General features: G+C 56.7%; 24 protein-coding genes and 4 tRNA genes. 5 read left to right on the top strand and 23 right to left on the bottom strand.

What is annotated here, in order from left to right:
- Positions 1-40: 40 nt before the first annotated feature.
- Genes yigB through lptM form a run of 5 tightly spaced genes read right to left on the bottom strand, consistent with a single transcriptional unit; the run spans position 41 to position 3,413 of the window.
- Complete coding sequence (gene yigB / locus ACSIPU_RS26100; RefSeq protein WP_016808215.1) at positions 41-757, bottom strand: 5-amino-6-(5-phospho-D-ribitylamino)uracil phosphatase YigB; 717 nt, start codon at positions 755-757, stop codon at positions 41-43.
- Entirely contained in the window at positions 757-1,659 is a 903-nt protein-coding gene (xerC, locus tag ACSIPU_RS26105; RefSeq protein ID WP_004107682.1) for a tyrosine recombinase XerC, read from the bottom strand. Before xerC ends, yigB begins: the two co-directional genes overlap by 1 nt.
- Complete coding sequence (locus tag ACSIPU_RS26110) at positions 1,656-2,363, bottom strand: DUF484 domain-containing protein (RefSeq protein WP_004107681.1); 708 nt, start codon at positions 2,361-2,363, stop codon at positions 1,656-1,658. The genes xerC and ACSIPU_RS26110 overlap by 4 nt, the downstream gene beginning before the upstream one ends.
- Entirely contained in the window at positions 2,360-3,184 is an 825-nt protein-coding gene (gene dapF, locus ACSIPU_RS26115) for a diaminopimelate epimerase (protein ID WP_004107680.1), read from the bottom strand. Before dapF ends, ACSIPU_RS26110 begins: the two co-directional genes overlap by 4 nt.
- Positions 3,185-3,209: 25 nt before the next feature.
- Positions 3,210-3,413 (bottom strand): LPS translocon maturation chaperone LptM, encoded by a 204-nt coding sequence (gene lptM, locus ACSIPU_RS26120; RefSeq protein ID WP_016808214.1) that lies wholly within the window; start codon positions 3,411-3,413, stop codon positions 3,210-3,212.
- 138 nt (positions 3,414-3,551) lie between these two features.
- On the opposite strand from lptM, the gene cyaY reads away from it, so the two are divergent.
- Entirely contained in the window at positions 3,552-3,872 is a 321-nt protein-coding gene (cyaY, locus tag ACSIPU_RS26125; RefSeq protein WP_004107678.1) for an iron donor protein CyaY, read from the top strand.
- A 156-nt stretch (positions 3,873-4,028) separates the two neighbouring features.
- Here the strand turns inward: cyaY and cyaA are convergent, their stop codons facing one another.
- Entirely contained in the window at positions 4,029-6,578 is a 2,550-nt protein-coding gene (gene cyaA / locus ACSIPU_RS26130; protein WP_016808213.1) for a class I adenylate cyclase, read from the bottom strand.
- A gap of 346 nt (positions 6,579-6,924) precedes the next feature.
- Between cyaA and hemC the strand changes: the two genes are divergently transcribed.
- Genes hemC through hemY form a run of 4 tightly spaced genes read left to right on the top strand, consistent with a single transcriptional unit; the run spans position 6,925 to position 11,009 of the window.
- Entirely contained in the window at positions 6,925-7,866 is a 942-nt protein-coding gene (gene hemC, locus ACSIPU_RS26135; RefSeq protein ID WP_016808212.1) for a hydroxymethylbilane synthase, read from the top strand.
- The gene (hemD, locus tag ACSIPU_RS26140; protein ID WP_004107673.1) at positions 7,863-8,603 is read left to right on the top strand and encodes a uroporphyrinogen-III synthase; all 741 of its coding nucleotides are present in this window, start codon (positions 7,863-7,865) and stop codon (positions 8,601-8,603) included. Before hemC ends, hemD begins: the two co-directional genes overlap by 4 nt.
- Positions 8,604-8,624: 21 nt before the next feature.
- On the top strand, positions 8,625-9,809 hold the full coding sequence (gene hemX / locus ACSIPU_RS26145; RefSeq protein ID WP_024274882.1) for a uroporphyrinogen-III C-methyltransferase: 1,185 nt from the start codon (positions 8,625-8,627) through the stop codon (positions 9,807-9,809).
- Positions 9,810-9,812: 3 nt separating this feature from the next.
- On the top strand, positions 9,813-11,009 hold the full coding sequence (hemY, locus tag ACSIPU_RS26150; RefSeq protein WP_004107671.1) for a protoheme IX biogenesis protein HemY: 1,197 nt from the start codon (positions 9,813-9,815) through the stop codon (positions 11,007-11,009).
- A gap of 584 nt (positions 11,010-11,593) precedes the next feature.
- Here the strand turns inward: hemY and ACSIPU_RS26155 are convergent.
- The 17 genes from ACSIPU_RS26155 to wecA all read right to left on the bottom strand — a co-directional run bounded on the left by ACSIPU_RS26155 (position 11,594) and on the right by wecA (position 26,533).
- Positions 11,594-11,670, bottom strand: a tRNA-Pro gene (locus tag ACSIPU_RS26155).
- Between the two features lie 45 nt (positions 11,671-11,715).
- Positions 11,716-11,802 (bottom strand) — tRNA-Leu (locus tag ACSIPU_RS26160).
- A 22-nt stretch (positions 11,803-11,824) separates the two neighbouring features.
- A tRNA-His gene (locus ACSIPU_RS26165) sits at positions 11,825-11,900 on the bottom strand.
- 55 nt (positions 11,901-11,955) lie between these two features.
- Positions 11,956-12,032, bottom strand: a tRNA-Arg gene (locus ACSIPU_RS26170).
- Positions 12,033-12,137: 105 nt separating this feature from the next.
- Entirely contained in the window at positions 12,138-13,520 is a 1,383-nt protein-coding gene (thrP, locus tag ACSIPU_RS26175; protein WP_004107670.1) for a bifunctional threonine/serine APC transporter ThrP, read from the bottom strand.
- A 231-nt stretch (positions 13,521-13,751) separates the two neighbouring features.
- On the bottom strand, positions 13,752-14,492 hold the full coding sequence (gene wecG / locus ACSIPU_RS26180; protein WP_004107669.1) for a lipopolysaccharide N-acetylmannosaminouronosyltransferase: 741 nt from the start codon (positions 14,490-14,492) through the stop codon (positions 13,752-13,754).
- An 11-nt stretch (positions 14,493-14,503) separates the two neighbouring features.
- On the bottom strand, positions 14,504-15,850 hold the full coding sequence (gene wzyE / locus ACSIPU_RS26185; RefSeq protein WP_004107667.1) for an ECA oligosaccharide polymerase: 1,347 nt from the start codon (positions 15,848-15,850) through the stop codon (positions 14,504-14,506).
- Positions 15,847-16,926 carry a TDP-N-acetylfucosamine:lipid II N-acetylfucosaminyltransferase gene (locus tag ACSIPU_RS26190; RefSeq protein ID WP_004107664.1) on the bottom strand — a complete coding sequence of 360 codons (1,080 nt, stop codon included), beginning with the start codon at positions 16,924-16,926 and terminating at the stop codon, positions 15,847-15,849. Before ACSIPU_RS26190 ends, wzyE begins: the two co-directional genes overlap by 4 nt.
- Positions 16,923-18,173, bottom strand: coding sequence for a lipid III flippase WzxE (gene wzxE / locus ACSIPU_RS26195; RefSeq protein WP_004107662.1), 1,251 nt, complete (start codon positions 18,171-18,173; stop codon positions 16,923-16,925). Before wzxE ends, ACSIPU_RS26190 begins: the two co-directional genes overlap by 4 nt.
- Before the next feature lies 1 nt (position 18,174).
- A complete protein-coding gene (rffA, locus tag ACSIPU_RS26200) occupies positions 18,175-19,305 on the bottom strand; it encodes a dTDP-4-amino-4,6-dideoxygalactose transaminase (protein WP_004107661.1) in 1,131 nt (376 codons plus the stop codon).
- 4 nt (positions 19,306-19,309) lie between these two features.
- The gene (gene rffC, locus ACSIPU_RS26205; RefSeq protein ID WP_016808209.1) at positions 19,310-19,984 is read right to left on the bottom strand and encodes a dTDP-4-amino-4,6-dideoxy-D-galactose acyltransferase; all 675 of its coding nucleotides are present in this window, start codon (positions 19,982-19,984) and stop codon (positions 19,310-19,312) included.
- Entirely contained in the window at positions 19,962-20,843 is an 882-nt protein-coding gene (gene rfbA, locus ACSIPU_RS26210; protein ID WP_004107659.1) for a glucose-1-phosphate thymidylyltransferase RfbA, read from the bottom strand. Before rfbA ends, rffC begins: the two co-directional genes overlap by 23 nt.
- A gap of 17 nt (positions 20,844-20,860) precedes the next feature.
- Entirely contained in the window at positions 20,861-21,928 is a 1,068-nt protein-coding gene (gene rffG / locus ACSIPU_RS26215; protein ID WP_004116976.1) for a dTDP-glucose 4,6-dehydratase, read from the bottom strand.
- Entirely contained in the window at positions 21,925-23,187 is a 1,263-nt protein-coding gene (gene wecC / locus ACSIPU_RS26220) for a UDP-N-acetyl-D-mannosamine dehydrogenase (RefSeq protein ID WP_004116973.1), read from the bottom strand. The genes rffG and wecC overlap by 4 nt, the downstream gene beginning before the upstream one ends.
- Positions 23,184-24,314, bottom strand: a complete 1,131-nt coding sequence (wecB, locus tag ACSIPU_RS26225; RefSeq protein ID WP_004107651.1) for a non-hydrolyzing UDP-N-acetylglucosamine 2-epimerase — start codon at positions 24,312-24,314, stop codon at positions 23,184-23,186. Before wecB ends, wecC begins: the two co-directional genes overlap by 4 nt.
- Positions 24,315-24,370: 56 nt before the next feature.
- Positions 24,371-25,417 carry an ECA polysaccharide chain length modulation protein gene (gene wzzE, locus ACSIPU_RS26230; protein ID WP_024274881.1) on the bottom strand — a complete coding sequence of 349 codons (1,047 nt, stop codon included), beginning with the start codon at positions 25,415-25,417 and terminating at the stop codon, positions 24,371-24,373.
- A 21-nt stretch (positions 25,418-25,438) separates the two neighbouring features.
- On the bottom strand, positions 25,439-26,533 hold the full coding sequence (gene wecA, locus ACSIPU_RS26235; protein WP_004107647.1) for a UDP-N-acetylglucosamine--undecaprenyl-phosphate N-acetylglucosaminephosphotransferase: 1,095 nt from the start codon (positions 26,531-26,533) through the stop codon (positions 25,439-25,441).
- Positions 26,534-26,578: the final 45 nt, after the last annotated feature.

Here is a 26,578-nt window from a genome sequence, read left to right on the forward strand (position 1 = left end):
CTCGCCGGGCTACTGTTAATTTATACAGAACTACTGACGATTATATCAGCGAGGTCAGAGATGCCAACCGTGAAATTTCGATGTGCGGTAGCAGGCGGCCATCGGCGGCGCGCATCAGGTCTGCGCCCTGCGGTTTGATCCAACAGGCCTGCATGCCGCAGCGAATAGCGCCTGCGACATCGGTCGTCAGATCGTCCCCGACGTGCAGAATCTGCCCCAGAGGAAGCTCCAGCCGCTCCGCTGCGAGATGATACATATCGGCAAAGGGCTTAGAGCGTCCGTCAGGGCCCGCGCGCAGCACGAAGCGGAAGTAGTCGCTCAGGCCAAAGAGTTCCGGCTGGGCGTTGCCGTTGGTAATGGCCACCAGCGGCCACTTTTCCGCCAGCTGCGCCAGCGTATCGTGCGTCTCCTGCGGAACGTCAATCAGGCTGCGCCAGTGAGCGAAATTCGCCATCGCTTCATCGGCCCCCGTTTTCGCCAGCGTCGCTGAAAGCCCGGCGTTGATCATCCCCAGCTCCAGCGCGCGGCGGCGCCATTCGGTCACATCGTGGTAAATTTCCGGCTCTGACGCCAGCAGCGTCTGGCGCAGCCGGTTAAGCTCGCTGGCGTCAAATTGGCTCAGAGAAGGGTGGTAGCTGCGCACAAAGCTCAGCGACTCATGCAGCGTCCGGTCAATCACCGGGCGGTTGTCATAAAGGGTATCGTCCAGGTCAAACGTCAATGCTGAAATCTGGCCCAGAGGTCGGTAAAAACGCATCATTTCCCCCGTTTGGCGCGCGGATGTGCCGCATCGTACACCGACGCAAGGTGTTGAAAATCGAGATGGGTATAGATTTGAGTGGTGGAAAGGTTAGCATGGCCCAGCAGCTCCTGCACCCCGCGCAGATCGCCGCTCGACTCCAGCATATGGGTCGCGAAGGAGTGGCGCAGCTTATGCGGATGCACGTGGCTGTTGAGCCCCTGCTTTATGCCCCATTCGGCAAAGCGCTTTTGCACGTTACGCGCGGAAATTCGCTTCCCCAGTTTAGATAAGAACAGGGCGTCCTCATCGGCGCCGAACAGTCCGCGCAGATCGAGCCAGTGCTCAATCCACACCACCGCATTGCGGCCAATCGGCAGGCGGCGCTCTTTGCTGCCTTTGCCCATCACCCACACCTCGCCGGATTCCAGATCGAGGTGCTTAATATCGAGATTCACCAGCTCCGAAAGACGTAACCCGGCGCCGTACATCACTTCCAGCATCGCTCTGTCGCGTACCGCCAGCGGATCGTTGAGATCGATATCCAGCAGCCGATTAACGTCGTCGACGTCGATATTTTTCGGTAGATGGCGGGGTATTTTCGGCGCCGAAATCCCCTTCGCCGGATTCGCGGCCAGTTCACCCTGGCTCACCAGCCAGTCAAAGAAGCTGCGTAAGGCGGAGAGACGTAAGGCCAGGCTGGCAGGCCCCAGCCCCTGACGACGGCTGCGCACCGCCAGGCTACGGACCTGGGCGGCATCACACTGCTGCCAGCTTTTCAGCCCGGCGCTATCCGCCAGCGCGATAAGCGTTTCCAGCTGGCGGCGATAGTTCAGCAGCGTTATCGGGCTCAGCTGACGCTCGACGCCGAGATAGCGTAAGAAGCGTTCTACGGGAGCAAACAGAGGCGAGTCGGTCATGCGCGTTCAATCCAGCGCTCCAGCAATCCCGGGAGCATCGACGCGATTTCCTGCAATAGCTGCGTTCCCTGCCCTTGCTGATAGTGCTGGGGGTCGCGACTGCTGAATATCATCACACCGGGAGCGTCGTCTCCCCCCAGCAGCGACATCGCCACCGATCCGATGGCTTTAGCTTCCGGCAGCACGACCAGCAGCTCGGGGCCGTTTAAAGCGCCAAGATAATGGCGCTGTTGTCCAAGACGCTGAATGCGAATAGGCTCAAACGCCTGACGGCTTATCGCCAGATGGGTGAATTTGGAAGGCGCGCCGAGCCGCCAGCGGTCGGGAAACAGGCGCACCGTGGCGCCCGCCAGACCCAGCTCGCGCGCCCAGCGATGAAAGCGGTTCAGCATTTCGTCAAGGCTATCGGCCGCCGCCAGCCGCGTTTGCAGGTGAAACAGGCGCTGAAACAGGCTTTCGTTAGCCGTCGCCTGCTCCATCAGCAGCGTCATATTTTCTTCCAGCACGTTGATATGGTTCCGCGCCCGCGCCATGTGCCACTCCACCAGCGAGACCGAACCACGCACCGGATGCGGCACTGACATGTGTTCCACCAGCGCCGCATTACGAATAAAGAATTCAGGATGTTGCAACAGATAGTCCACCACTGCGCGATCGTTTAGCTCGCTGGCAAGTTCCTGTTGTTCTTCCCCGACTTGTTTCATAAATGAATAAATCCGTCATAGACATGTGCCGCCGGGCCAGTCATATACAACGGTTGGCCCGGACCTTTCCAGGCGATATCCAGACGCCCGCCGGGTAATTCCACGCGGACCTCCTCGCCCAGTAATCCCTGCTGGATACCGACTGCCGCCGCCGCACAGGCGCCGCTGCCGCAGGCCTGAGTTTCCCCCGCACCGCGTTCATACACGCGCAGGCGAATATGAGAGCGGCTGATCACCTGCATAAAGCCGATGTTCGCCCGCTCCGGGAAGCGCTCGTGGTTTTCCATCACCGGGCCGAGCGTTTCCACCGTCGCGGTTTCCACATCATCAACCTGGATAACGCAGTGCGGGTTACCCATCGACACCACGCCGCACAATACTGTCTGTTCAGCGGCGCGCATAATATAGGTCTTTTCCGCTTTGTTGGCGCGGAACGGCACCTGGGACGGTTCGAAGTTTGGCTCACCCATATTGACGCGCACCAGATCGTCTTCCGTGACGCTTAATACCATACGGCCATTCGAGGTACTGACGCGGATATCACGTTTATTGGTCAGGCCTTTCAGACGCACAAAGCGGGCGAAACAGCGCGCGCCGTTGCCGCATTGCGCCACTTCGCTACCGTCGGCATTGAAGATACGATAGTGGAAGTCGAGCTCCGGATCGTAAGGCGGCTCCACCACCAGCAGCTGATCGAAACCCACGCCAAGATGCCGATCCGCCAGACGACGGATCAGTTCAGGTGAGAAAAAAACATTCTGCGTTACTGCGTCAACGACCATAAAGTCGTTACCCAGGCCATGCATTTTAGAGAACTGCATTTTCTACTCCAGCTGCGCGGAACTGTCAGTAATTCACCTGGGTCGGGCCACCGCTATCGCCGCGATCGTTCCGATCCGGCGTAGAGCTCTGGATACCGCTATCAACCGGCTTAGTCGGCGGAGGCGCCGTTTTATCCGCCGGCGGGAAGTAAAGCGGCCCTTTCAGACCACAGCCGCTAAGGCTGAGAACCGCTAATAAAACGGCAAGCGCTGGGAAAACGTTTTTCATGGATAGTTGCCCGTGATTCATTCTTACTGCTTTCTATCATCGCAGGAGAAGACGTAAAAGCAAGCGTTTAGCATCCCACTGCGCGCGCTTTTGTTTCGCGCTATACTGCCGCCACTATCAAAAAAGCGGGAAAGAACCATGAACGACAGTGAATTCCATCGCCTGGCCGATACCCTGTGGATGACCATCGAAGAACGCCTTGACGACTGGGACGGCGACAGCGATATCGACTGTGAAATCAACGGCGGCGTACTGACTATCAGTTTTGAAAACGGCAGCAAGATTATTATCAACCGTCAGGAACCGCTACACCAGGTGTGGCTGGCAACGAAACAAGGCGGCTACCATTTCGACTTAAAAGGCGACGAGTGGGTATGCGACCGCAGCGGCGAAACCTTCTGGGATCTGCTGGAACAGGCGGCGACCATGCAGGCCGGTGAAGCGGTGAGTTTTCGCTAAGAGAGCGTGATACGAATTCCCCGGATTGCGGCTAACGCCTTATCCGGGCTACAACAATCCCTATCGCCCTGTAGCCCGGGCAAGCGCAGCGCCCCCGGCAAGTCCACCCGTAGAAGATTTCAAACCTATTACACCCTCAAGGCCCGCAGTTCAGGCTCAGGAGTAGTGCTGTAGCATCGGTGATGAGGCAGCATCCTGACCGGCTGAAGCGGTGGCAGCGGCAATCACCTGGCTGCGGAACGGAATCACCTGCTCGCGACCGTCAACGTCGACGATTTGATAAAACTGCGGCAGGTTAAAGTTGATAAAGCTGGAACCGTAGGTAAAACGGTCATGGGATGAAGAGTAGAAGCGGCTGACGTCGCGCACCAGCTCCTCTTTGCTACCTTCGCAGTGGTGATACACCTCGGCGCGGTTGCTCTCATCGAGGATATAGATGTTAAAACCGTTATCGTTATCCGCATCTTCGAAGAAGAACTGAATAATCCCTTCGCTGGCAAAGCCGTCCACTACCTGCGGCAGCCTGACGTGGTTAGTTTCCACCTGCACCGACAGCCCGTGCAATTTGTTATGCGAAATCGCGCCATAGAATTCGATGGCGTTTTCCAGTTTCTGAACCGAAACGTTAAGACGCTCGAAGAACAACCCCCAGGTCTGCCCGGAAACGCGTAGCGCTTTAAAGCGGCCGGTATCCTGACGGGTGCTGGAAAGACGCAGCTCAACGCATTCAGACACCAGCTGCTGTACGCGAGTGCGGATCAGACCGCGCAGATGCTGGCTATAGCAGAAAACCTCCACGCTATCCGGCGGCGCGGCGTCCTGGTGCATCTTGCCAAGAATGGTTTTCAGCGCTTCGATCATCGCCTGCTCGCCGTTAAAGTGCAGCGTACGCACCTCGTTCCACGAGTTGCGGTACAGCAGGTCGATGCTGCCAATCAGGCACTTTTGCTCTTCGCCGAAGCTGAAAACATCCAGCTTGCGGAAGTCAAAATGCACCACCTGATTGCGGAAGGCCGCCGTCGGGTCATATTCCAGGTTGACGATAATCGCCAGATGGCGGATTTCGCACGGACTGTACAGCGCTTTCGGCGTCGGAGAAGGCAGGCGCAGCGGGAAGTGATGCGCCACATCGGCCACCATCTCCTGCAGCTTCGCCAGATCGACAATGCCGTTGCCCTTAATAAACAGGCGCGTACGTGACGTCAACAGGCCGTTAAACCAGGCCCAGGCCACCAGCTTATTAAGATAACGGTTATATTCCAGCGGCTGATGGCTGATGATCGATTCCATGTCCGGCGCCCGGTTATAGACATACCAACCGGTGCGGTTGGCGCGGCCCGGCGGCACGTGGATAAAGGTCAGATTCGGCTCAGACAGATCCGGTGAAATTTGCGGGTTTACCAGGGTGACTTTCCCCGGCAGCGCTTCAAAGGCGGCGTACAGCTTACGCGTCAGCACGCCAATATCCTGCGGGCTGGCGGAAACGCTCAGGTTATTGCGGCGCGCAAAACGAATCAGGTTGCGATAGCTCTGCATCATCGCATCAAGCAGTTCGTTGTGCGCTTTACGGACTTCGTCGATCTTCCAGTTGGCCCGGTTGTCGAGCATCATCAGACGCTTTTCATCCCAGCCCCACTCTTTCACCAGGTGACTGACGACTTCGCGACGCCAGCCGACGCAGGCGCGCTCGCGGCTCAGCTTCTCGCAGACTTTTAAATAGAAACATCGACGCACCAGATCGAGGCGCGTTTCATCTTCGATGGCCTGCAGATAGAGCGTCACGCGCTCCAGCATCATGCAGTAAGGATCGAGGCCAAACGAAACGATCTCACCGTCATGCAGGCGCTGTTTGATATCTTTCGCCAGCAGGCGGTTATTGGGGTACTCCCAGGAGTACGCTTCCAGCAGCAGCGTTTTCAGCACGGCCTTATAGGGCGAGTCGATGCTTTTATACAGCTGCCAGAGGCTGGCGCCGAAGTACTCTTCGGCCGACAGAGAACTCAGGCCGCCGAGATCCAGCCATTCATTCGGCGTCAGTACGCCCTGCGCGTAGAGGCTCATGACGTAATCGTCGTAATGCTCTTCTTCATCGCACGGCACCATATTCCACAGAATACGTTTGCCGGCAAGGCGCACCGCGGTGCGGTAAAACTCATCCAGCAGCAGGATATGCTGGGTGGAGCCGCAGTCTTCGCCGCCCAGGCTGCCGCTTTCGTTATGACGGAAGCGGTTTTCGTCGATCAGGAAGAAGCTGACCTCGACGCCCAGCGATGCCGCCCAGCTCTCCAGCAGGCTACATTTACGCTGCAGCAGCTGACGCTCTTCAGTGTCAAGCCAGGACTGATGGCAAACCCAGATATCCAGGTCAGACGAACAGCTTTGGCCGACGGAAGATGTGCTGCCCATAGAGTAAAGGCCGGTGATCGGCAGCTCGCCTTTCGGCGGCTCCTTGGCCAGCATGCCACGGTTGAGCTCGAGCTCATCAAGATAGTGACGTTGGGTTTCATCAGGCGTGTAGAGGCAAATGCCACGGGGAACGTTACCGTCAAGGTAACCCGGCATCAGCGGATGATGATAATGTAGTAATGTCGGCAGTAGACTGTAAACCTGCTGGAAAGCGGGTCCCATGGCAGCAAGGGCGCGATCCACGCGCAATTGGTTGATGGCATCCAGTCTCTGTTTCAGTGTCTCAATATAGAGGTACAAGACATATCGCCTGATGTTCAAAAACCCGACGTACAATAGTACGGAGAGTTTCAGTATTTCAACAAAAACCGTCACCATTCGTCGTCGGTGTGGTTGTGGTGAACTGCTGACTGACAAATGGTTTAAAACGTGATCAATCTAACACCTTGCTGATTGACCGTAAAGAAAGATGCGCTACATACAAGTGTAGCACCCTTTACTACGTGTAAATTCTTCACTACGTTTGCGGCAACTCGCAAACGCATGAAAGGCTAAAAAGATGGCCGCGACCCTTAACCCCACAAAACTAACATCCCTAAGACAACAATGTTAGGATGGTTAGTGGTCGACAATGACGGTAACAAGCATGTTAGACAAAGTTTTGAGAATTGCCACACGGCAAAGCCCGCTTGCGCTATGGCAGGCACATTATGTGAAAGAGCGTCTGGAGTCCTGCCACCCGGGGCTTTCCGTTGAACTGGTGCCTATGGTCACCCGCGGCGACGTGATCCTTGATACGCCCCTTGCAAAAGTGGGCGGTAAGGGTCTGTTTGTGAAAGAGTTAGAGCTGGCGATGCTGGAAGGCCGCGCCGACATCGCCGTCCATTCGATGAAAGACGTACCGGTGGAGTTTCCCGCAGGGCTTGGGCTGGTGACCATCTGCGAGCGTGAAGATCCGCGCGATGCGTTTGTCTCAAACCACTACGCTTCCATTGATGAACTGCCGCACGGCAGCATCGTTGGCACGTCAAGTTTACGCCGTCAGTGTCAGCTGGCCGCAGCGCGGCCGGATCTCACGATCCGCTCCCTGCGCGGCAACGTAGGCACGCGTCTGGGCAAGCTTGATAGCGGCGAGTATGACGCCATTATTCTTGCCGCCGCAGGGCTTAAACGCCTGAACCTGGAGGCGCGTATTCGTCAACCGCTATCGCCGGAGCAATCGCTGCCCGCCGTTGGCCAGGGCGCGGTCGGCATCGAGTGTCGCCTTGACGACGAATGGACCAAAGCGCTACTGGCCCCGTTGAATCATACGGAAACGGCCATACGCGTACGCGCTGAACGGGCGATGAACACCCGGCTGGAAGGCGGCTGTCAGGTGCCGATCGGCAGCTATGCCGAACTGATCGACGGTGAGCTATGGCTGCGCGCGCTGGTTGGCGCGCCGGATGGCTCACAAATGGTGCGCGGCGAGCGGCGCGGCCGTGCGGAAGAGGCAGAAACGCTCGGCGTCTCTCTTGCCGAAGAGCTTCTGAATAACGGCGCTCGCGACATACTTGCCGTCGTCTATGCAGGAGAAGGTCCACAATGAGTATCCTGGTCACCCGTCCGCTGCCGCAAGGCGAAGAGTTAGTCAGCCGCCTGCGCGCGCTGGGGCGCGTGGCCTGGAGCTTTCCGCTCATTGAATTTACCCCTGGACGTCAGCTTCCTGAGCTGGGCGGCCAGCTGGAAAACCTCGCGGCTGGCGATTTGCTCTTCGCACTGTCCCAGCACGCCGTTGAGTTTGCCCACTCTCGCCTCCAGCAGCAAAGGCTGCGCTGGCCTTCGGCGCCTGACTATTTTGCCATTGGCCGCACCACCGCGCTGGCCCTGCATAAAGTCAGCAATCGTCATGTTCGCTATCCGTTAGATCGGGAAATCAGCGAAGTCTTGCTACAATTACCTGAATTACAAAACATTGCGGGGAAAAGAGCGCTCATCCTGCGCGGTAACGGCGGGCGGGAATTACTCGGTGATACGCTTCGCGAACGCGGTGCTGATGTCACTTTTTGTGAATGTTATCAACGTAGTGCAAGGCACTATGATGGCGCAGAAGAAGCAATGCGCTGGCAGTCTCGCGGTATTTCAACGCTGGTCATTACCAGCGGCGAGATGCTGCAGCAGCTCTGGACGCTGATACCACAGTGGTATCGCGAACGTTGGCTCCTGAGCTGTCGCATTTTAGTTGTCAGTGAACGTCTGGCCGAGCAGGCCAGAGAATTGGGCTGGCAGGATATCCAGGTTGCCGATAGCGCCGACAACGATGCGCTGCTACGCGCATTACAATAACTCTCAACATTGGAAGCCATAATGACGGAACAACAGAATCAATCCGCCGTGGTTGAAGAGACCAGGGAGGCCGTGGACACGACGTCACAGCCAGAAAATAACGTAGAAAAGAAAAACGGCGGCAGTAAAACCAGCCTCGCGCTGAGCGCAATAGCTATTGCTATCGCCCTCGCCGCTGGCATAGGTCTTTATGGCCTGACGAAGACCCAGGCAACCCGCCAGAGCGAAGCCAGCGCCGGGCTATCCAGCCAGATCGCCGCGCTGCAAAAAGCCCAGGAAAGCCAAAAAAGCGAACTCGAAGGCATTATTAAGCAGCAGGCCGACCAGTTGACGGAAGCGCAGCGTCAGCAGGAGGCTCTGGCGAAGAAGCTGGAAGAAGTTCAGGAGAAGGTTGCGGTTATTTCCGGCAGCGACGCAAAAACCTGGCTGCTCGCGCAGGCGGATTTCCTCGTGAAACTGGCCGGACGTAAGCTGTGGAGCGATCAGGACGTAACGACCGCTGCCGCGCTGCTGAAAAGCGCCGACGCCAGCCTCGCCGATATGAACGATCCGAGCCTGATCGCCGCGCGCCGCGCCATTACCGACGATATTGCCTCGCTTTCTGCCGTGAGTCAGGTCGACTACGACGGCATCATTCTGAAGGTGAACCAGCTCGCCAACCAGATCGATAATCTCCGTCTGGCGGACAACAACGATGACGACACGCCGATGGATTCCGATAGCGATGAGCTATCCAGCTCCATTACCGAATGGCGTGTAAACCTGCAAAAAAGCTGGCAGAACTTTATGGACAGCTTTATTACCATTCGCCGCCGCGATGAAACCGCCGTGCCGCTGCTGGCGCCGAACCAGGACGTCTACCTGCGCGAAAATATTCGCTCCCGTCTGCTGGTCGCAGCGCAGGCTGTCCCTCGCCATCAGGAAGAAACCTACAAACAGGCTCTGGATAACGTCTCGACCTGGGTTCGCGCTTACTACGACACGGAAGACGCCACCACCAAAGCCTTCCTTGAGGATGTGGATAAGCTCAGCCAGCAAAGCATCACCATGAACGTACCGGAAAACCTGCAAAGCCAGGCGCTGCTTGAGAAACTAATGCAGACGCGAGTGCGTAATCTGATGGCGCAGCCGGCTGAACCCCAGACCAGCGCGCCGGCCCCTGCCCCTGCAGCCCACGCGCCAACGCCTGCGCCACAAGGAGAGTAACGCATGTTGAAAATTCTCTTACTCTTCGCGCTGCTGCTTGCCGGGATTGTGGTCGGGCCGATGATCGCGGGTCATCAGGGCTACGTGCTAATCCAGACCGATAACTACAATATTGAAACCAGCGTGACCGGGCTTGCGATCATCCTGATCCTCACCATGGTGGTACTGTTTGCCATTGAGTGGCTACTGCGGCGGATTTTCCGCACCGGCGCGCACACCCGCGGCTGGTTCGTTGGCCGTAAGCGTCGTCGCGCTCGTAAGCAAACAGAGCAGGCGCTGCTGAAGCTGGCGGAAGGTGATTACCAGCAGGTTGAGAAGCTGATGGCGAAAAATGCCGATCACGCTGAACAGCCCGTTGTGAACTACCTGCTGGCAGCGGAAGCCGCCCAGCAGCGTGGAGATGAAGCTCGCGCTAACCAGCATCTGGAGCGCGCTGCTGAATTAGCCGGTGACGATCTGATCCCTGTCGAAATAACCCGCGTACGTCTGCAGTTGGCGCGTAATGAAAACCACGCCGCCCGCCACGGTATCGATAGGCTGTTGGAGATCACGCCGCGTCATCCGGAGGTTCTGCGCCTTGCCGAGCAGGCCTACATCCGTACCGGCGCCTGGAATTCGCTGCTGGATATCATTCCGTCAATGGCGAAAGCCAACGTCAGCGATGAAGAGCATCGCGCTGAGCTGGAACAGCTGGCGTGGATTGGTCTGATGGATAAAACGCTGGCCGACGGCGGCAGCGAAGGTTTGCGCGACTGGTGGAAAAGCCAGAGCCGTAAAACCCGCAGCCAGGTGGCGCTACAGGTGGCGATGGCGAATCGTCTTATCGAAAGCGACGATCATGATACCGCGCAGCAGATTATTATCGAAGGTCTGAAAAAGCACTATGACGACCGTCTGGTTATGCCGATTCCGCGGCTGAAAACCAATAACCCTGAGCAGCTGGAAAAAGTGCTGCGTCAGCAGCTTAAAACGGTCGGCGATCGTCCGCTGCTGTGGAGTACGCTGGGGCAATCGCTGATGCGCCACGGTGAGTGGCAGGAGGCCAGCATCGCGTTCCGCGCAGCCCTCAAGCAGCGCCCGGATGCGTTTGACTACGCATGGCTGGCGGATACTCTTGACCGCCTGCATCAGCCGGAAGAAGCGGCGACGATGCGTCGCGACGGCCTGCTGTTAACCCTGCAAAACAATCCGCAGCAGTAATGTCACTCTCGCCTCCGCCGGGGGCGAGAATCACTTCCTCTCCCGCCGGAACGTTTCCCGCTCCCTGAAAAGAAAAAAACGCCTGCTCTGAAACCAGGGCAGGCGTTAAAACAGGTCTGTTTGACAACAAATTGGGTGCTTCACTCAACGTAGTGTCCATGGTGTTTGATGAGGCTATATGCTTCATCCTTCACGCTGTCTCTTCGTTAGCTGCACACGCTCACTCCAGTCACTTACCTTTGTAAGCTCCTGGGGATTCCCGTGCTGGCCGTCTCGACACATCATGAATGATTTAGCATATAAAATGCGACATCTGTCAGTGGACGATAAGCACCGTAAAACGGCTCTGCATCATTCCTGAGTTTATGAGGCACTAAGGCGAACATAAGAGATGGAATGAGCATCTACCCGATTATTATCGCACAGGATCAGGAGAAGATGCATCTATCTGAACAAAGAATTGGGACTATTCTGGACAATAAATGACGTCAGGGTTAACGAAGTATTGTTTGCGATATCAGGGAGATAAACGTTTTTTTGCAGAATCAGAAAACAAAAAACCCCGCCGAAGCGGGGTTCAAAATTGGTCGGCGAGAGAGGATTCGAACCTCCGACCCACTGGTCCCAAACCAGTTGCGCTACCAAGCTGCGCTACTCGCCGATGTACTGCTTTTTTGAATTTTTAGTTCAATTCTTTATAAAGTCGTGGTGCGAGGGGGGGGACTTGAACCCCCACGTCCGTAAGAACACTAACACCTGAAGCTAGCGCGTCTACCAATTCCGCCACCTTCGCAATTTCACAACTTTCTAAATAATGGGGTGGCTAATGGGATTCGAACCCACGACAACTGGAATCACAATCCAGGGCTCTACCAACTGAGCTATAGCCACCACTGCAAATCTTTTACGCGGTATTGAAACCACCGCAGCTCCAGCACCGGGTAAATGGTGCGCCCGACAGGATTCGAACCTGAGACCTCTGCCTCCGGAGGGCAGCGCTCTATCCAGCTGAGCTACGGGCGCTTAGCGCCGTTGCGGGGTCGGATAATACGGACTTCCTACCCCGCTGTCTAGTGCCTTTTAAAAGAAAATTATCGTTTGCTCATGCTTTGTGCGTTTTGTTGCTTATTACGCCACATTATCAACATTTCCGCGTCGACCAAGGCCAAATACCTTATAAATAAGCGTCACGGCGGCGAGGAAAATAATTCCGACAAAGAGCGACATACGCGTATCGTCGTTAAATCCCATCCCTATCAGCACGCAAACCAGGAACGCCATGGTTAAATAGTTTGCCCACGGGAATAGCAGCGAGCGGAAAGGATGGCTGGCCATCGCTTCTTTATGTACCAGACGAAAACGTAGCTGGCTAATCAGAATTACGAACCATGGCACCATTCCCGGCAGCACGCTGGCGCTGTAGACGTAAACAAATACCCGCTGTGGATTAGGAATAATGTAGTTCAGGCACGAACCGACCAGCAGAATCAGGATCGACAGCGCCACGCCCGCCGACGGCACGCCGTTACGCGAAACTCTGGCGATGGCCGCAGGCAGCTGGCGATTCTTTGCCAGCGCGTAGAGCATCCGTCCACAGCTATACATTCCGCTGTTACAACCGGAAAGCGCCGCCGTCAGCACCACAAAGTTGATAATCCCTGCCGCTGCGGTGATACCGATTTTGGCAAAGGTCAGCACGAACGGACTGCCGTTGGAGCCTATCTGATCCCACGGGAAAATAGTGACGATCACAAAAATCGCCCCGACATAGAAAATCAGGATTCGCCACAGCACTTTGCCGACCGCGCTACGCAGAGTGACCTGCGGATTTTTCGCTTCACCGGCGGTGATCCCGATAAGCTCGACGCCCTGATAGGAGGCGACCACGATGCATAGCGCCGTCAGAAAGCCCTTCCAGCCGCCGGCAAAGAAACCGCCGTGCTCGGTCAGATTGCTAAAGCCAATGGAGTGTCCGCCGTTGCCAAAGCCAAAGAAGATGACGCCCAGCCCCACCACGATCATGACAATAATGGTGGTCACTTTAATCATGGCAAACCAGAATTCAATTTCGCCGTACAGACGTACCGCCGCCAGATTCGCCAGCGCGACCAGCCCAACCGCGATAAGCGCCGGTATCCACTGCGCCATCTCCGGGAACCAGAACTGGACATAGACCCCGATCGCCGTAATCTCCGATATCCCGACCGCCATCCACATAAACCAGTAGGACCAGGCGGTCAGATAGCCAAAAAACGGGCTCATATAGCGGTGCGCATAAACAGCGAACGAGCCGGTAACCGGTTCGAGGAACAGCATTTCGCCCATCGAACGCATAATAAAGAAGACGAAGAGCCCCGCGATAATATACGCCAGCAGAACCGAAGGTCCGGCCCACTTCAGCGTACTTGCCGCCCCCATAAATAGTCCCACGCCAATCGTGCCGCCAAGGGCGATTAGCTCAATGTGCCGCGCCTCCAGTCCCCGCTGAAGTTCCGCTTTTTTCTCAGTCATATAGCCTCTTGTGTTTGCCCTGCTCCGGATTTAAGCGCATCCCAGGCGAGATGGGCTTATGCCGGTTATTTTTATGAACGAATAGCCCTGCCTGCGCGACGGTAAACCTGACCGTCGCGTTTTAAGCATGCGAATGGTTAATGAATTTGAGGGAAATGGCAAATAAAGTATCAGGCGAGTGAAGACATTACACAGAATATCCAGGTAAACCCGCCCGCTCGCAGTGGAATATCAAAGCTTATCGGTATAATACCAGCGTAAATAGCGCAGCAGACGCGCCTGCCTTTTTATTCGGCTCGGCTGCGAAACCAGGCGATAAAACCACTCCAGCCCCAGGTCCTGCCAGAACTTCGGCGCTCGCTGAACATGACCGGTAAAGACATCGTAGGTTCCGCCTACGCCCATATAAAGCGCCTGCGGATAAACTTCCCGGCAATCGCGCATCAGGATCTCCTGACGCGGCGACCCCATCGCCACGGTGACGATCTTCGCCCCGCTATCGCGAATACGTTCAAACAGCGCCTGACGCTGGTCAGCAGCGAAATAGCCGTCCTGGCTGCCGACGATGTTTACGTTCCAGCGCTGACGAAGCTGCTGTTCCGTCTGCGCCAGCACTTCGGGCTTACCGCCGATCAGAAATACCGGCGTTCCCTGAGCGCCAGCGCGCGCCATCAGCGCTTCCCATAAATCAGCCCCGGCGACGCGCGATACCTGCGCCTGAGGGTATTTTTTACGTAATGAGCGCACCACGCTGATGCCGTCAGCATATTTAAACTCTGCGGCTTCGATCAGCGCCCGAACTTCGGGGTTATCCTCTACCGCCAGCATCTTCTCTGCATTAATCGCCACCAGCGTACCCGTACGGATCTCGCCATCGGCATACAGATAGTCCAGAGCATGTTGCATATCGCGCCAACCAATGAGTTGCAACCCTCTCAGCAGGTACAACGGCGCGGATGTAGTCTCAGTCATGTACACCCTTATCAGACTTGAGGTTGCGTCAGCGGTTTAGCCCGCTTATGAATCAGCCCGACGCTATCGAGGAACCAGTACAGCAGTTTCGCCGCCAGTAGGCAGATCCCAAAGATAACGAGGAAAAAAACCACGCGAGAGCCAAAGGAATCCAGCCCTTCACGCGCCAGCACGATCATGTTGAAGATAGCGCCAAAACAAAAACTGTGCAGGATCGCCGCTTTATAGCGGTTCGTTTCCCGGTTGCCAAGCTCGTACAGCCAGTCAAACCATTTAATAATCAGCCCAACCGCTACCGCGCCCAGCGGCACGAACCAGACGCCCCCCATCACCACCAGCGAGCCAATCAGGGTTGGCGAAATCGCCAGGCCAGAATGGTTATTCAGCACTTCCCAGGTGAAATAGTTCGCAGTATTGAGCACCATTGTCGGTCGACCGTGCCACAACCAGCTGGGGATAAAAACATAGAAATCGCGGACGATTGGCGCCAGGCCCTGAAACTCAATCTTGTCGTAATTTTGCAGCAGCAGAGCCAGGTTCTCCCACGGCGAGAAGGTATCGCGGGTCAGATAGAGGAAAGTATAAAACGCTTCATCGCCGCTGACGTTCATTCCGTAGCGTTTGAGCGCCAGCCAGAACATGCCGACGATGCCCAGTACGCCCGCCGCCGCCAGTATCCACAGACTTATCCAGCCGCGAATGATGCCAATAAACAGGAAGATAGCAAACGCAATGATGATATTCGCCCGGGTCCCGCCAACGATGGCATAAGTCAGCAGACCAAATGCGACGGTGCTGACGAGGAAGAATATCCACGCTTTATAATCCTGACGCAGAAAATAGACCACCAGCATTGCCGGAATGAAAAAGTAGAAGAAACGCTTTAGCGCCACGCCGGAAACTTCGCTGGAGAAGATCTGGCTATAGGAATTGAGCTTGAATAACAGAAAGCCGTTATGCGCAAAGAAGATCCCGACGCAGAGCAGCGCCAGTCCCAGCAAAATCCCCCAGGCCAGATGGGTCTCCACGCGGTTCATCGTAAACAGCGGACGATGCTGATGGCTCTGCGCCGCCGAGCGTAGCCGCGTTTTATAAGTCACGTAGTAAACCGCATAAAAACAGACGGAAACCAGCAGAGTTTGCAACAGAATTTCCGGCGGGGCGACCGCCACGTCGAAGCGAAACACCAGAATACTGGTCAGCGGAAAGCCAAAGAAAAAGGTCAGCAGAAACAGCAGCGAGAAAAAGACGTTGAAGTTGAAGCGCACCCGACGAAATTCAAACCAGGTGGCGGTGGCGATAAAAAGCGTCGACAGCAGCCAAACCAGCAGCAGTCCGCTAAATTGCATTAATGTCATGCATCCACCCCCGCGGCAATCCGCAACGCCCGTCGCCAGCCCGTCAGATAATTAGGACGGAAGAAGGCAATCTGATTCTTATCCACGCCGGCCAGCTGGCGCTGCGCTTCACGCACCACGGCCGCGTCCAGCGTATCGCTGGTAAAGAGTACCGGAATATGCTGCTCCGACATATCCTGCCAGAAGGGATTCTCCCGGTTCAGCACGCAGGGGATCCCCGCCTGAATCAGCAGACACAGCGTGCCGATCCCCTGCTGGCGGGCAAACAGGAAGTAGCCAAGATCGCAGCGGCGCAGCAGGGCCAGATAGTCATCAAACGCCAGCTTATCGCCCAGTACCTGAAGATGCGGCGGGCTGAACAGCGCCGCGCCGGCCGCGCGAACTTCATTGATGTAGTCGCTATTATTGGCCGGATAACCCATCGGCACGACAACGTTGACCGTATCGCCAAACTGCTGATGAATCGCGCGCAGCGCGGCGATATGCTCGTTGCTGCGGTCGCCGGAATTCCCCACCAGGATAGTCAGCGTCTCGCCGCGCGGCGCGCTTTCAGCAAGCGAGTTCAGCGCCGGATCCATGCGGGTCGGGAAATAGAGCAGTTCGCCCGGCACGCCCGAATGCCGGGCGGCGAACCAACTGAGATCGCCGCGGGTCGCAAAGACGCGCCCTACCCGCCCCTGCGCCAGGCGCCGCAGCGGATAAAACAAGCGAAACTTCAGGCTGGCGGAATTCTCATACAGATCCGCGCCCCAGATGTGCCAGTTAAACTGCGCCGGGCGGATCCCCCCGCTGAGCAGCGCCAGCCACAGGCCGGTATTAAACTGGCCGTGAAAGAAAAAGCGCTGCTGCCGGTTCGCCTTTGCCAGCGCGATAACCGCCTTTGCCAGCGACTTCTTCCCCGGATAGCAGCTGATGGAGAGCGCGGGGTACGCTTCGCGAATTCCTGTCGCATCACCGACGACCATAAACAGGCGAGCCTGCTCGTCATTGACGGCCAGCTCATCATTAAAGAACCGCAGAACGGTCTGGTTGTGGTGCGGGATATCCGATCCCAGTACATGTATCAGTGCTGTCATGCCCGTTTACGCCAAAGTAAAAACACGCCGCTACAGAGGGCGAAATAAACAATATAAGTAGCCATATACGCCTGCGCCGCGCCGATAGCGCCGTGCGCCGGTATAAGCCAGTGCGAGAATGCGGTCAACAGCGTGAACTGGCTGATTTCCGTCAGAATATAAAAACGCAGCGAGGCTTTGGCGATCACCAGATAGCCATAAACATATGCCCCGACCTTCAACACATCGCCCACCAACTGCCAGGCAAACAGATCGCGCATTGCCGTAAAGCGGTCGGAAAACAGCAGCCAGATAGCGAAATCGCGCAGCAGCCATACGGTCAGGCTGGCTGCAGCTACCGCCGGGAGAACAAATTTTAACGATTTGCCAATCTCACGGGTGATATCCGCTTTCGCCGTCAAGCGGGACAATGTCGGTAACAGATAAACGCTAAATGATGCGGTAATAAACTGTAAATAGGCATCGGAGATGCTGCTTACCCCCTGCCAGATCCCCACCGCGTCCCAGCCATAGTGGGCCGCCAGCAGGTTACGCATCATCACGTAGGCTACCGGCAGCGTCACCGAAGTAATCAGCGCCATCAGGGTAAATTTCGACAGCTGCCCTGCGAGGCCGTTGTCCCAGCGCGGACGCAGCGCGCTCAGCGGAATATTGCCGCGTCGCCACAGTACGATAGCCGCCGGCACGACCACCAGCGCAGGTACCAGCGCCAGTCCCAGCAATGCGCCCTGATAGCCGCCGAAACGGTAGCAGGCATAGTACGCCGCCACGCCAATCAGGCTCCCGGCGATAAGCGACAGCGCATTGCCCGCCGCATCGCGAAACCCCTTCATCAGCGCTAACAGGAAGTTCGCCCAGGCAATGCCCATCTGCACCAGCGCTACCAGCCGTACCAGATTCTGATAATGCTGATGACCGAACAGACCCTGGCTTATCGGCGCCGCCGCCAGCAGGAATATCAGCGCCAGCAGGGTGGAGAACCCCAGCACCATCGCTGAAGCGGTGCCGACGACGTTGTGCAACTGCCGGCGATCGTCATGATGCTGGGCTACCAGCTTCGTGACGCCGTTAAAGATTCCGGCCCCCGCCAGCACGCCAAGCACGGTCACCAGCTGGCGGAAGTTGCCCGCTTGCCCCACGCCTGCCGGGCCGAACGACACCGCCAGCAGTTTAACTACCAGCAGACCGGCGCCGATTTTGACCAGCGTGGACGCTGCGGTCCACAGAGAAGCTTTAGCCAGCGACATATCAGGAGAAATAGCTCAGCAGCGAGTTAATCACCGTGCGCTGGTTTACGCTCGACAGGTTGTAGAATAACGGCAAACGCAGCAGGCGTTCGCTCTCCTGAGTCGTGAAGCGATCCGTCCCGTGGAACACGCCGAAGTTCTCCCCGGCCGGGCAGCTATGCAGCGGAATATAGTGGAACACGGCCAGAATCTCCGCCTCTTTCAGCCAGGCAATCAGCTTACTGCGATCGTCAATATCGCGCAGCTTGATGTAGAACATATGCGCATTGTGCCCGCAGTCGGCAGGCACAATCGGCAGCTCGATACGCCCGGCGCGCGCCAGCGGCAGCAGGGCCTCGTAGTAGTTCTGCCACAGCGCCAGGCGCTGCTGGTTAATTCGCTCCGCCGCTTCCAGCTGCGCCCACAGATAGGCCGCCTGTAAATCGGACATCAGGTAGCTGGAGCCGATATCACGCCAGGTGTATTTATCCACCAGACCACGGAAAAACTGGCTGCGGTTGGTGCCTTTTTCTCGAATGATCTCCGCGCGCTCTACCAGCTTGCGATCGTTAATCAGCGTCGCGCCGCCTTCACCGCCCGCAGTGTAGTTTTTTGTTTCATGGAAGCTGAAGCAGCCAATATGGCCGATAGTACCGAGCGCCCGGCCTTTATAGGTCGACATCACGCCCTGAGCGGCATCTTCCACGACAAACAGATTATGTTTGCTGGCGATAGCCATAATGGTGTCCATTTCGCAGGCCACGCCGGCGTAGTGGACCGGCACAATCGCGCGGGTTTTGTCGGTGATCGCCGCTTCAATCAGCGTTTCATCAATATTCATGGTGTCGCGACGAATATCAACGAAGACGATTTTTGCGCCACGCAGCACAAAGGCGTTGGCGGTGGAGACGAAGGTATAGCTCGGCATAATCACTTCATCGCCCGGCTGGATATCCAGCAGCAGCGCCGCCATTTCCAGCGAAGCGGTGCAGGACGGCGTCAGCAGGGCTTTGGCAGTACCGAAGCGCTGCTCCATCCACTGCTGGCAGCGGCGGGTAAAACCGCCATCGCCGCACAGCTTGCCGCTTCCCATCGCGGACTGCATATAATCAAGCTCGGTTCCCACCACCGGCGGTGCGTTAAATGGAATCATCATGTCACCTGTATAACCAGTACGCGGTGCTTTCGACATTCGCACCGCTAAGAATGTAACGTTTAAGCGCGGCGGTGTTGCCCATCTGGGTCGCCACCCGCAGTGTCTTCAGCCCGCGCAGCGCGGTCCAGCCCTGAGCTGCCTGCATTAATTCCGCTCCGGCTCCGCGTCCGGCCAGCAGGCCAATCCTTGCCTCGTGCGCGCTAAGCTGGCGCAGGGAGACAAAAGCGCGGATATCGCCGCCAGGGGCGCGAAACACCAGACACTGATGATCGAAGGTGCCGCGCACCGCATTTTCAATCCACTGGGCATAGAAACGGCCGCTGGCATCGGCTGCGTACCAGGGCGCGCGAAAACGGCTCTGCGCAAAGGCCAGCGCTGCCAGTTCACGCAGCCGGGGAATATCCGCCTCGGTCGCCGGCTCGGCGCCACTATCACCATAAGCGGCTGGCGAAAGCGCGAGATCGACCTCGCCCTCCACCAGTCGGAAGCCCAATGCCTGCAGCGCATCCAGGCGTGCGGTATCATCCGCCGCAACTTTCGCCTGTACCCGCGACCAGTTCGCCAGCGCGTCCACCGTCAGCGGCGGCGCATCATCGCCAAAGCGCAGGATAGCGCTATTGACGCCGAAGAAGCGGTTCTCCCACTCCAGGGACTCAATACTGGCGCGGGCGGGCACGGAGTAAATCCAGTAAGTATTGACCGTAGCCGGTTTTTTCCAGCCGTTTCGCCGCGCGCTTCACGCCGTCGTCGTCCAGCCAGCCGTTGCGCCAGGCGATCTCTTCCAGGCAGGCAATCTTGAAACCCTGACGCTTTTCCACCGTTTGCACAAACATGCTGGCTTCGATCAGGCTATCGTGCGTGCCGGTATCGAGCCAGGCAAAACCGCGGCCCAGCAGCTCAACCGTTAGCGCGCCATCGTCGAGATACATTTGATTGATGGAGGTGATCTCCAGCTCGCCGCGCGCCGAGGGTTTAACCCGTTTTGCGTATTCCGCGACTTTACCGTCGTAGAAATAGAGGCCGGTTACCGCCCAGTTGGATTTGGGCTGCTTTGGCTTCTCCTCCAGCGAAATCGCGCGGAAATCGTCATCAAACTCCACCACGCCAAAGCGTTCCGGGTCCATCACCTGATAACCAAACACCGTCGCCCCGGAAGTGCGGGACGCGACGCTACGGAGCTTCGGGCTAAAACCCTGGCCGAAAAAGATATTATCGCCGAGCACCAGGCATGAGGGCTCACCGTTGAGGAACGCCTCGCCGATGATAAAGGCCTGCGCCAGCCCGTCCGGGCTTGGCTGCGCGGCGTAGCTGAGCTGAACGCCGAACTCCGAACCATCGCCAAGCAGGCGCTGGAAATCGCGCTGGTCGTCCGGGGTGGTAATGATCAGCACTTCGCGAATCCCGGCCAGCATCAGCACCGAGAGCGGATAGTAGATCATCGGCTTATCGTAGATGGGTAGCAGCTGTTTTGAGACGCCGCGCGTGATCGGATGCAGGCGGGTACCCGATCCGCCTGCCAGAATAATACCTTTCATTTTACCCCCTCAAGCGCTCAGGCTTGCAGCCCCAGGCGTTCACCCTGATAGCTGCCGTCCAGCACCTGCTGCCACCAGGCTTCATTAGCCAGGTACCACGCAACGGTTTTGCGCATCCCGCTGGTGAACGTTTCGGCCGGCGTCCAGCCCAGTTCACGCGCTATTTTCGCCGCATCAATAGCGTAGCGCAGGTCGTGGCCGGGACGATCGGCAACAAAGGTGATGAGATCGCGATAGCGCGCAAGGCCTTCCGGTTTGCGCGGCGCCAGCTCTTCCAGCAGATCGCAAATGGTTTCCACTACCTCGATATTTTTCCGCTCGTTATGGCCGCCGATATTGTAAGTTTCGCCCGGCTCACCGCTCGTTGCCACCCGATAGAGCGCCCTGGCGTGATCTTCAACGTACAACCAGTCGCGGATCTGCTGCCCGTTGCCATAAACCGGCAGCGGTTTACCCGCCAGCGCGTTCAGGATAGTCAGCGGGATCAGTTTTTCCGGGAAATGATACGGTCCGTAGTTATTCGAGCAGTTGGTGACCAGCGTTGGCAGGCCATAGGTTCTCTTCCAGGCGCGCACCAGATGATCGCTGCTGGCTTTCGACGCCGAATAGGGGCTGCTGGGCGCATAGGGCGTGGTTTCGGTAAAAAACGCGCCGCTGTCGTGCAGATCGCCATAGACCTCATCCGTTGAGATGTGGTGGAAACGAAAGGCGGATTTTTTATCGTTCGCCAGCGTATTCCACCAGGCCCTGGCCGCTTCCAGCAGCGTCCAGGTACCGACAATGTTGGTTTCGATAAACGCCGCCGGGCCGTCAATAGAGCGGTCAACGTGGCTTTCAGCGGCCAGATGCATCACCGTATCGGGCTGATAGTGGCGAAATACCCGGTCCAGTTCAGCGCGATCGCAGATATCCACCTGTTCAAAAGCAAAACGCGGATCCCCGGCGACAGGCGCCAGCGACATCAGATTCCCCGCGTAGGTCAGCTTATCAACCACCACCACGTTATCGCTGGTTGCAGTGATGATTTCACGCACCACCGCAGAACCGATAAAACCGGCGCCGCCGGTGACCAGAATCGTTCTCACCGCCATACCCCTTTGGTATCGACGATAAACTGCTGGCTGACGCTATCCCCGCTAATCGCTTTAAATTCTTTATGATCGACCAGCATCACCAGCACATCGGCGCTCGCCAGCGCTTCGTCGAGCAACGCCAGAGCGCACAGGCCATCAAGCTTCTTCGGCAACTGGTGGATATTCGGCTCAACAACCAGGGTTTCGCCGCCGTGCCAGCGGGCGATTTGTGCGGCAATGGCCATGGCCGGGCTTTCGCGCAGATCATCAATATTCGGCTTAAACGCCAGGCCAAAGCAGGCGATTTTTATCTCGCTGGCGCGTTTGTTGCTGGCGGCAAGGCAGTCGGCGACCCGCGCTTTAACTTCATCGATCACCCACTCTGGTTTATGGTCGTTAACTTCACGCGCGGTACGGATAAGCCGCGCCTGCTGCGGGTTTTGCGCCACGATAAACCACGGGTCGACCGCGATGCAGTGACCGCCAACGCCCGGACCGGGCTGGAGAATGTTCACGCGCGGATGGCGATTCGCCAGGCGAATCAGTTCCCAGACGTTAATCCCCTGATCGGCGCAAATCAGCGAAAGTTCATTGGCAAAAGCGATATTAACGTCGCGGAAGCTGTTTTCTGTCAGCTTGCACATTTCGGCGGTGCGAGAGTTAGTCACCACACATTCGCCTTCGAGGAAAATTTTATACAGCTCGCTGGCGCGGGCTGAGCAAACCGGCGACATACCCCCGATCACGCGATCGTTTTTGATCAGCTCAACCATGACCTGACCCGGCAAAACGCGCTCCGGGCAGTAGGCGATATTCACGTCCGCCGCTTCGCCAGCCTGCTGCGGGAAGCTCAAATCGGGGCGCATTTCCGCCAGCCAGTCCGCCATCTGTTCGGTTGAACCTACCGGCGAAGTGGACTCGAGGATAACCAGCGAACCTTTCTTCAGCGTCGGCGCGATAGATTTAGCCGCCGACTCGACGAAAACCATATCCGGTTCGTGCAGGTCTTTAAACGGCGTCGGCACCGCAATCAGATAGGCGTCAGCTTCTACTGGCGCGGTGGTGGCGCTCAGATAGCCCTGCTCGACCGCTGTTTTAACGACGCTCGCCAGATCCGGCTCCACGATATGAATTTCACCACGGTTAATGGTCTCCACGGCGTGTTGATTGACATCAACGCCGACCACCCGCTTTTGCCGGGAGGCGAACGCGGCAGCGGTTGGCAGGCCAATATATCCAAGGCCAATCACTGAAATGGTAGAAAAATTCATAGCGTTACCTGATTATTTTTAAGTGCAGACAAAATACGATGACACGCTTGTCCATCGCCGTACGGGTTATGCGCCCGGCTCATGGCCTGCCAGGCGGACTCATCATGCAGCAAGCGCGTGACTTCATTGACGATGCGCTGGCTGTCGGTACCCACCAGGCATACGGTTCCCGCGCTGACCGCTTCCGGACGCTCGGTCATTTCGCGCATTACCAGCACCGGTTTGCCGAGCGATGGCGCCTCTTCCTGGATACCGCCGGAATCGGTCAGAATCAACCACGCGCGATTCATCAGCCAGACGAACGGCAGATAATCCTGCGGCTCAATAAGCATGACGTTCTCAACGTGGCCGAGAATACGGTTAACCGGTTCGCTGACGTTCGGGTTCAGATGCACCGGATAGACAATCTGTACGTCTGGGTTATTGGCAGCGATCTCTGCCAGCGCGTGGCAGATTTGCTCAAAACCGCGGCCAAAGCTTTCCCGACGATGCCCGGTGACCAGAATCATCTTCTTACCGTTGGCGAGAAAAGGATAACGCTGAGTCAGCTCGTTACGCAGCGCTTCATCGCTCAGTACCCGATCGCGCACCCAAAACAGCGCATCAATAACCGTATTGCCGGTTATCGTGATCCGATTATCGGCAATATTTTCCCGCAGCAGGTTCTGCCGCGAGGTTTCCGTCGGCGCAAAATGGTACGTTGCCAGATGCCCGGTCAACGTGCGGTTCCCCTCTTCCGGCCACGGCGAGCTCAGATCGCCCGTGCGCAGTCCGGCTTCCACGTGCCCCACCGGAATGCGCTGATAGAAAGCGGCAAGGCTTGCCGCCATCGTCGTGGTGGTATCGCCATGCACCAGCACCACATCTGGCTTAAACGACTCCAGCACCGGCTTTAAGCCCTCAAGGATGCGACAGGTAATCTCCGTCAACCCCTGACCCGGCTGCATAATGTTAAGGTCGTAGTCCGGAACAATAGAAAAAAGTTTCAACACCTGATCGAGCATCTCCCGATGCTGCGCGGTCACGCAAACTTTCGCCTCAAAATGAGGATCCCTTGCCAGCGCATGAACCAGAGGCGCCATTTTGATGGCTTCTGGTCTCGTGCCAAATACCGTTAGTACTTTCACATCGATTCTCTTCGATTAGGCGATGAAGGCTGGATGTCCTTCACCACAGGTCGCATTCACTGGACACGGCGACGCGTTAACGCAACGCCTGCGCCGATGAGCGCGCCCACAATCCCCCACATCACCATCAGAAACGCGCGGCGCGGGCTATCGCGTTTTACCGGTTCTTCAGGCGTTCGCAAATACCTGTAAGTCTGAAAACGCGGGTCCAGGGTCGGTCCCACGTTTAACGTCGTTAACATGGCGCGGCTTTGGTCATAATCAAGATCGTACTGCGGCCCGACCGCCTGCAGATTTTCCAGACGGGCCTGCAGCATCGGCCGGCCCAGTAAAAACAGTTCGGAATCCGGCAGCTGGTCTGGTGGAATGTCGGTTTCGCTGCGGGAAATATTGTGTTGCTGGGCGACTTTCAGCGCCTGCTCCACGCTATGCATGCGGCGATTGAAAATTTCGCGCGCCACCTCTTCCTGGCGCTTAACCTGCGCTTTCATCTGCACGGTTCGCGCGGCCCAGGCGCCCTTAAGCTCGTCATTCAGGTGACCAGCCGCGCGCTGGCTGGCGAAGGCGACATACTGACGCAGCAGATTATTGGCATCCGGGGCGGTTTCCGCCGTCAGCTTCACGCTGTCGTTAACGCTTTTGAGCGCATCGCCGGGCATAAACTGAATGTCGTTAATCAGATCGTCCAGCAAAGCGGCATCGGCGCGGGCGTTACCCGACTGGCGCTGCTTGTAGTAGTCCGTTTGCAGCCAGAAATCGCGGCGGGTATCCCATGACGCCTGCTGCATAATGAACTCTTTATACGCTTCATCCATTACCGAAGGTTGATCGACCGAGACGAGATTGGCCTTGATATCGAGATTGCGTAAAAACTGCTGTTGCGAATAGTACCCGCCCAGCATGTTCACCGTCGGCCGGTCGGTAATTGCCGTCGCGCTCCACTCCTGGCGAGCAAAGAAGGTATAGACCAGAACAATCAGTGCAAAGAGCACCGCGAAACCTGCTATCCAGCTTTTTCCTGCCCACAGGGCGCGAAACAGCCCGCGAATATCCAGCTCATTCTCAACGTTCACTGTTTGTGCTCCCGGTAATGGTTGAGTCATCACGTCCCCAGATTGACTTGGTTAATTTGGATTATTGCCGCTGTGTCGCCGTATTCTGCGTCTAATGCGCTTAACCATGCGCGCCACTTTCCAGGCGCGTTTAATACAGTAGCCATAAAGAAAGAAGGCCACCAAAAAGAGTATTAACATCACCCATTCAGGAACAATACGGGTGTATTCCGCTGCCACCCCAACCAGCGCCAGCAGCGCGGCGGCCAGGGTGATCAGCACGAATGCCTGGCGGGAAGTAAACCCGGCGCGCATGATCAAGTGATGAATATGCTGACGGTCCGGGGAGAACGGACTCATTCCTTTACGCAGGCGGCGGTACATAATCGCCACCATATCCATCAACGGGATCGCAATAATCCATAGCGCAGTGACAGGGCTAATGGGATGCGTCTTTCCCTGCGTGGTCTCCAGCAGGATCCAGATGATAGTGAAGCCAATCATGGTGCTGCCGGCGTCACCCATAAAGACTTTATAGCGACGGCCAAGCGCCCCGAGGTTAAGTAAAATATAGGGCAAAATGGCGGCAATCATCGCAAAACACCACATTGCCAGGCTGTACTGGCCATCAAACCACAGAATGATACCGGTTGCCGCAAAAGAGACGGAGGAGAGGCCGCCCAGCAGGCCATCGATGCCATCAACCATATTGAAGGCGTTGATCGCGGCCCAAACGGCGAAAAGCGTGAGGAAGAAGCCAAAGGGGCCGAGCACCAGCTCCCATGAGCCAAATATAAAGCCGAGGCTACTTAGATGAAGATTTCCCACCATCATCATAATGACGGCGATGGCGGCCTGAATTACCGCGCGAATTTTTACGCTGATATCAAAGCGGTCGTCTAACGCGCCGACCAGCACAAGCACCCCGGCACACCCCAGGTATAACTTTGCGTGGGGAATGTAATAATCGGCGATGGCAAACGTAAAACAAATACCTGCGAAAACTGAAATACCACCGACTAACGGAATCAAACCCTGATGCCGTTTACGATAGTTAGGTTTATCCACGAGCCCAACTCTTTTTGCCGCCTTGCGGGCGACAAATATAAACAGGGTGGTGAATAAGAAAATACTGATTAATTCAGTAATAGCAGTGAGTAAATTCACAACGCATGTGCTCTCAGCATAGTTAATCCGGGAAGTATAACGACG

The organism is Klebsiella sp. HN106 (genome assembly GCF_051209435.1).
GTDB classification, from domain to species: Bacteria; Pseudomonadota; Gammaproteobacteria; order Enterobacterales; family Enterobacteriaceae; genus Klebsiella; species Klebsiella oxytoca.

Excerpts from the sequence above, each read along its gene's own strand:
- yigB (WP_016808215.1), bottom strand. The coding sequence starts at position 757 with ATGCGTTTTTACCGACCTCTGGGCCAGATTTCAGCATTGACGTTTGAC.
- xerC (WP_004107682.1), bottom strand. The coding sequence starts at position 1,659 with ATGACCGACTCGCCTCTGTTTGCTCCCGTAGAACGCTTCTTACGCTAT.
- ACSIPU_RS26110 (WP_004107681.1), bottom strand. The coding sequence starts at position 2,363 with ATGAAACAAGTCGGGGAAGAACAACAGGAACTTGCCAGCGAGCTAAAC.
- dapF (WP_004107680.1), bottom strand. The coding sequence starts at position 3,184 with ATGCAGTTCTCTAAAATGCATGGCCTGGGTAACGACTTTATGGTCGTT.
- lptM (WP_016808214.1), bottom strand. The coding sequence starts at position 3,413 with ATGAAAAACGTTTTCCCAGCGCTTGCCGTTTTATTAGCGGTTCTCAGC.
- cyaY (WP_004107678.1), top strand. The coding sequence starts at position 3,552 with ATGAACGACAGTGAATTCCATCGCCTGGCCGATACCCTGTGGATGACC.
- hemC (WP_016808212.1), top strand. The coding sequence starts at position 6,925 with ATGTTAGACAAAGTTTTGAGAATTGCCACACGGCAAAGCCCGCTTGCG.
- hemD (WP_004107673.1), top strand. The coding sequence starts at position 7,863 with ATGAGTATCCTGGTCACCCGTCCGCTGCCGCAAGGCGAAGAGTTAGTC.
- hemX (WP_024274882.1), top strand. The coding sequence starts at position 8,625 with ATGACGGAACAACAGAATCAATCCGCCGTGGTTGAAGAGACCAGGGAG.
- hemY (WP_004107671.1), top strand. The coding sequence starts at position 9,813 with ATGTTGAAAATTCTCTTACTCTTCGCGCTGCTGCTTGCCGGGATTGTG.
- thrP (WP_004107670.1), bottom strand. The coding sequence starts at position 13,520 with ATGACTGAGAAAAAAGCGGAACTTCAGCGGGGACTGGAGGCGCGGCAC.
- wecG (WP_004107669.1), bottom strand. The coding sequence starts at position 14,492 with ATGACTGAGACTACATCCGCGCCGTTGTACCTGCTGAGAGGGTTGCAA.
- wzyE (WP_004107667.1), bottom strand. The coding sequence starts at position 15,850 with ATGACATTAATGCAATTTAGCGGACTGCTGCTGGTTTGGCTGCTGTCG.
- ACSIPU_RS26190 (WP_004107664.1), bottom strand. The coding sequence starts at position 16,926 with ATGACAGCACTGATACATGTACTGGGATCGGATATCCCGCACCACAAC.
- wzxE (WP_004107662.1), bottom strand. The coding sequence starts at position 18,173 with ATGTCGCTGGCTAAAGCTTCTCTGTGGACCGCAGCGTCCACGCTGGTC.
- rffA (WP_004107661.1), bottom strand. The coding sequence starts at position 19,305 with ATGATTCCATTTAACGCACCGCCGGTGGTGGGAACCGAGCTTGATTAT.
- rfbA (WP_004107659.1), bottom strand. The coding sequence starts at position 20,843 with ATGAAAGGTATTATTCTGGCAGGCGGATCGGGTACCCGCCTGCATCCG.
- wecC (WP_004116973.1), bottom strand. The coding sequence starts at position 23,187 with ATGAATTTTTCTACCATTTCAGTGATTGGCCTTGGATATATTGGCCTG.
- wzzE (WP_024274881.1), bottom strand. The coding sequence starts at position 25,417 with ATGACTCAACCATTACCGGGAGCACAAACAGTGAACGTTGAGAATGAG.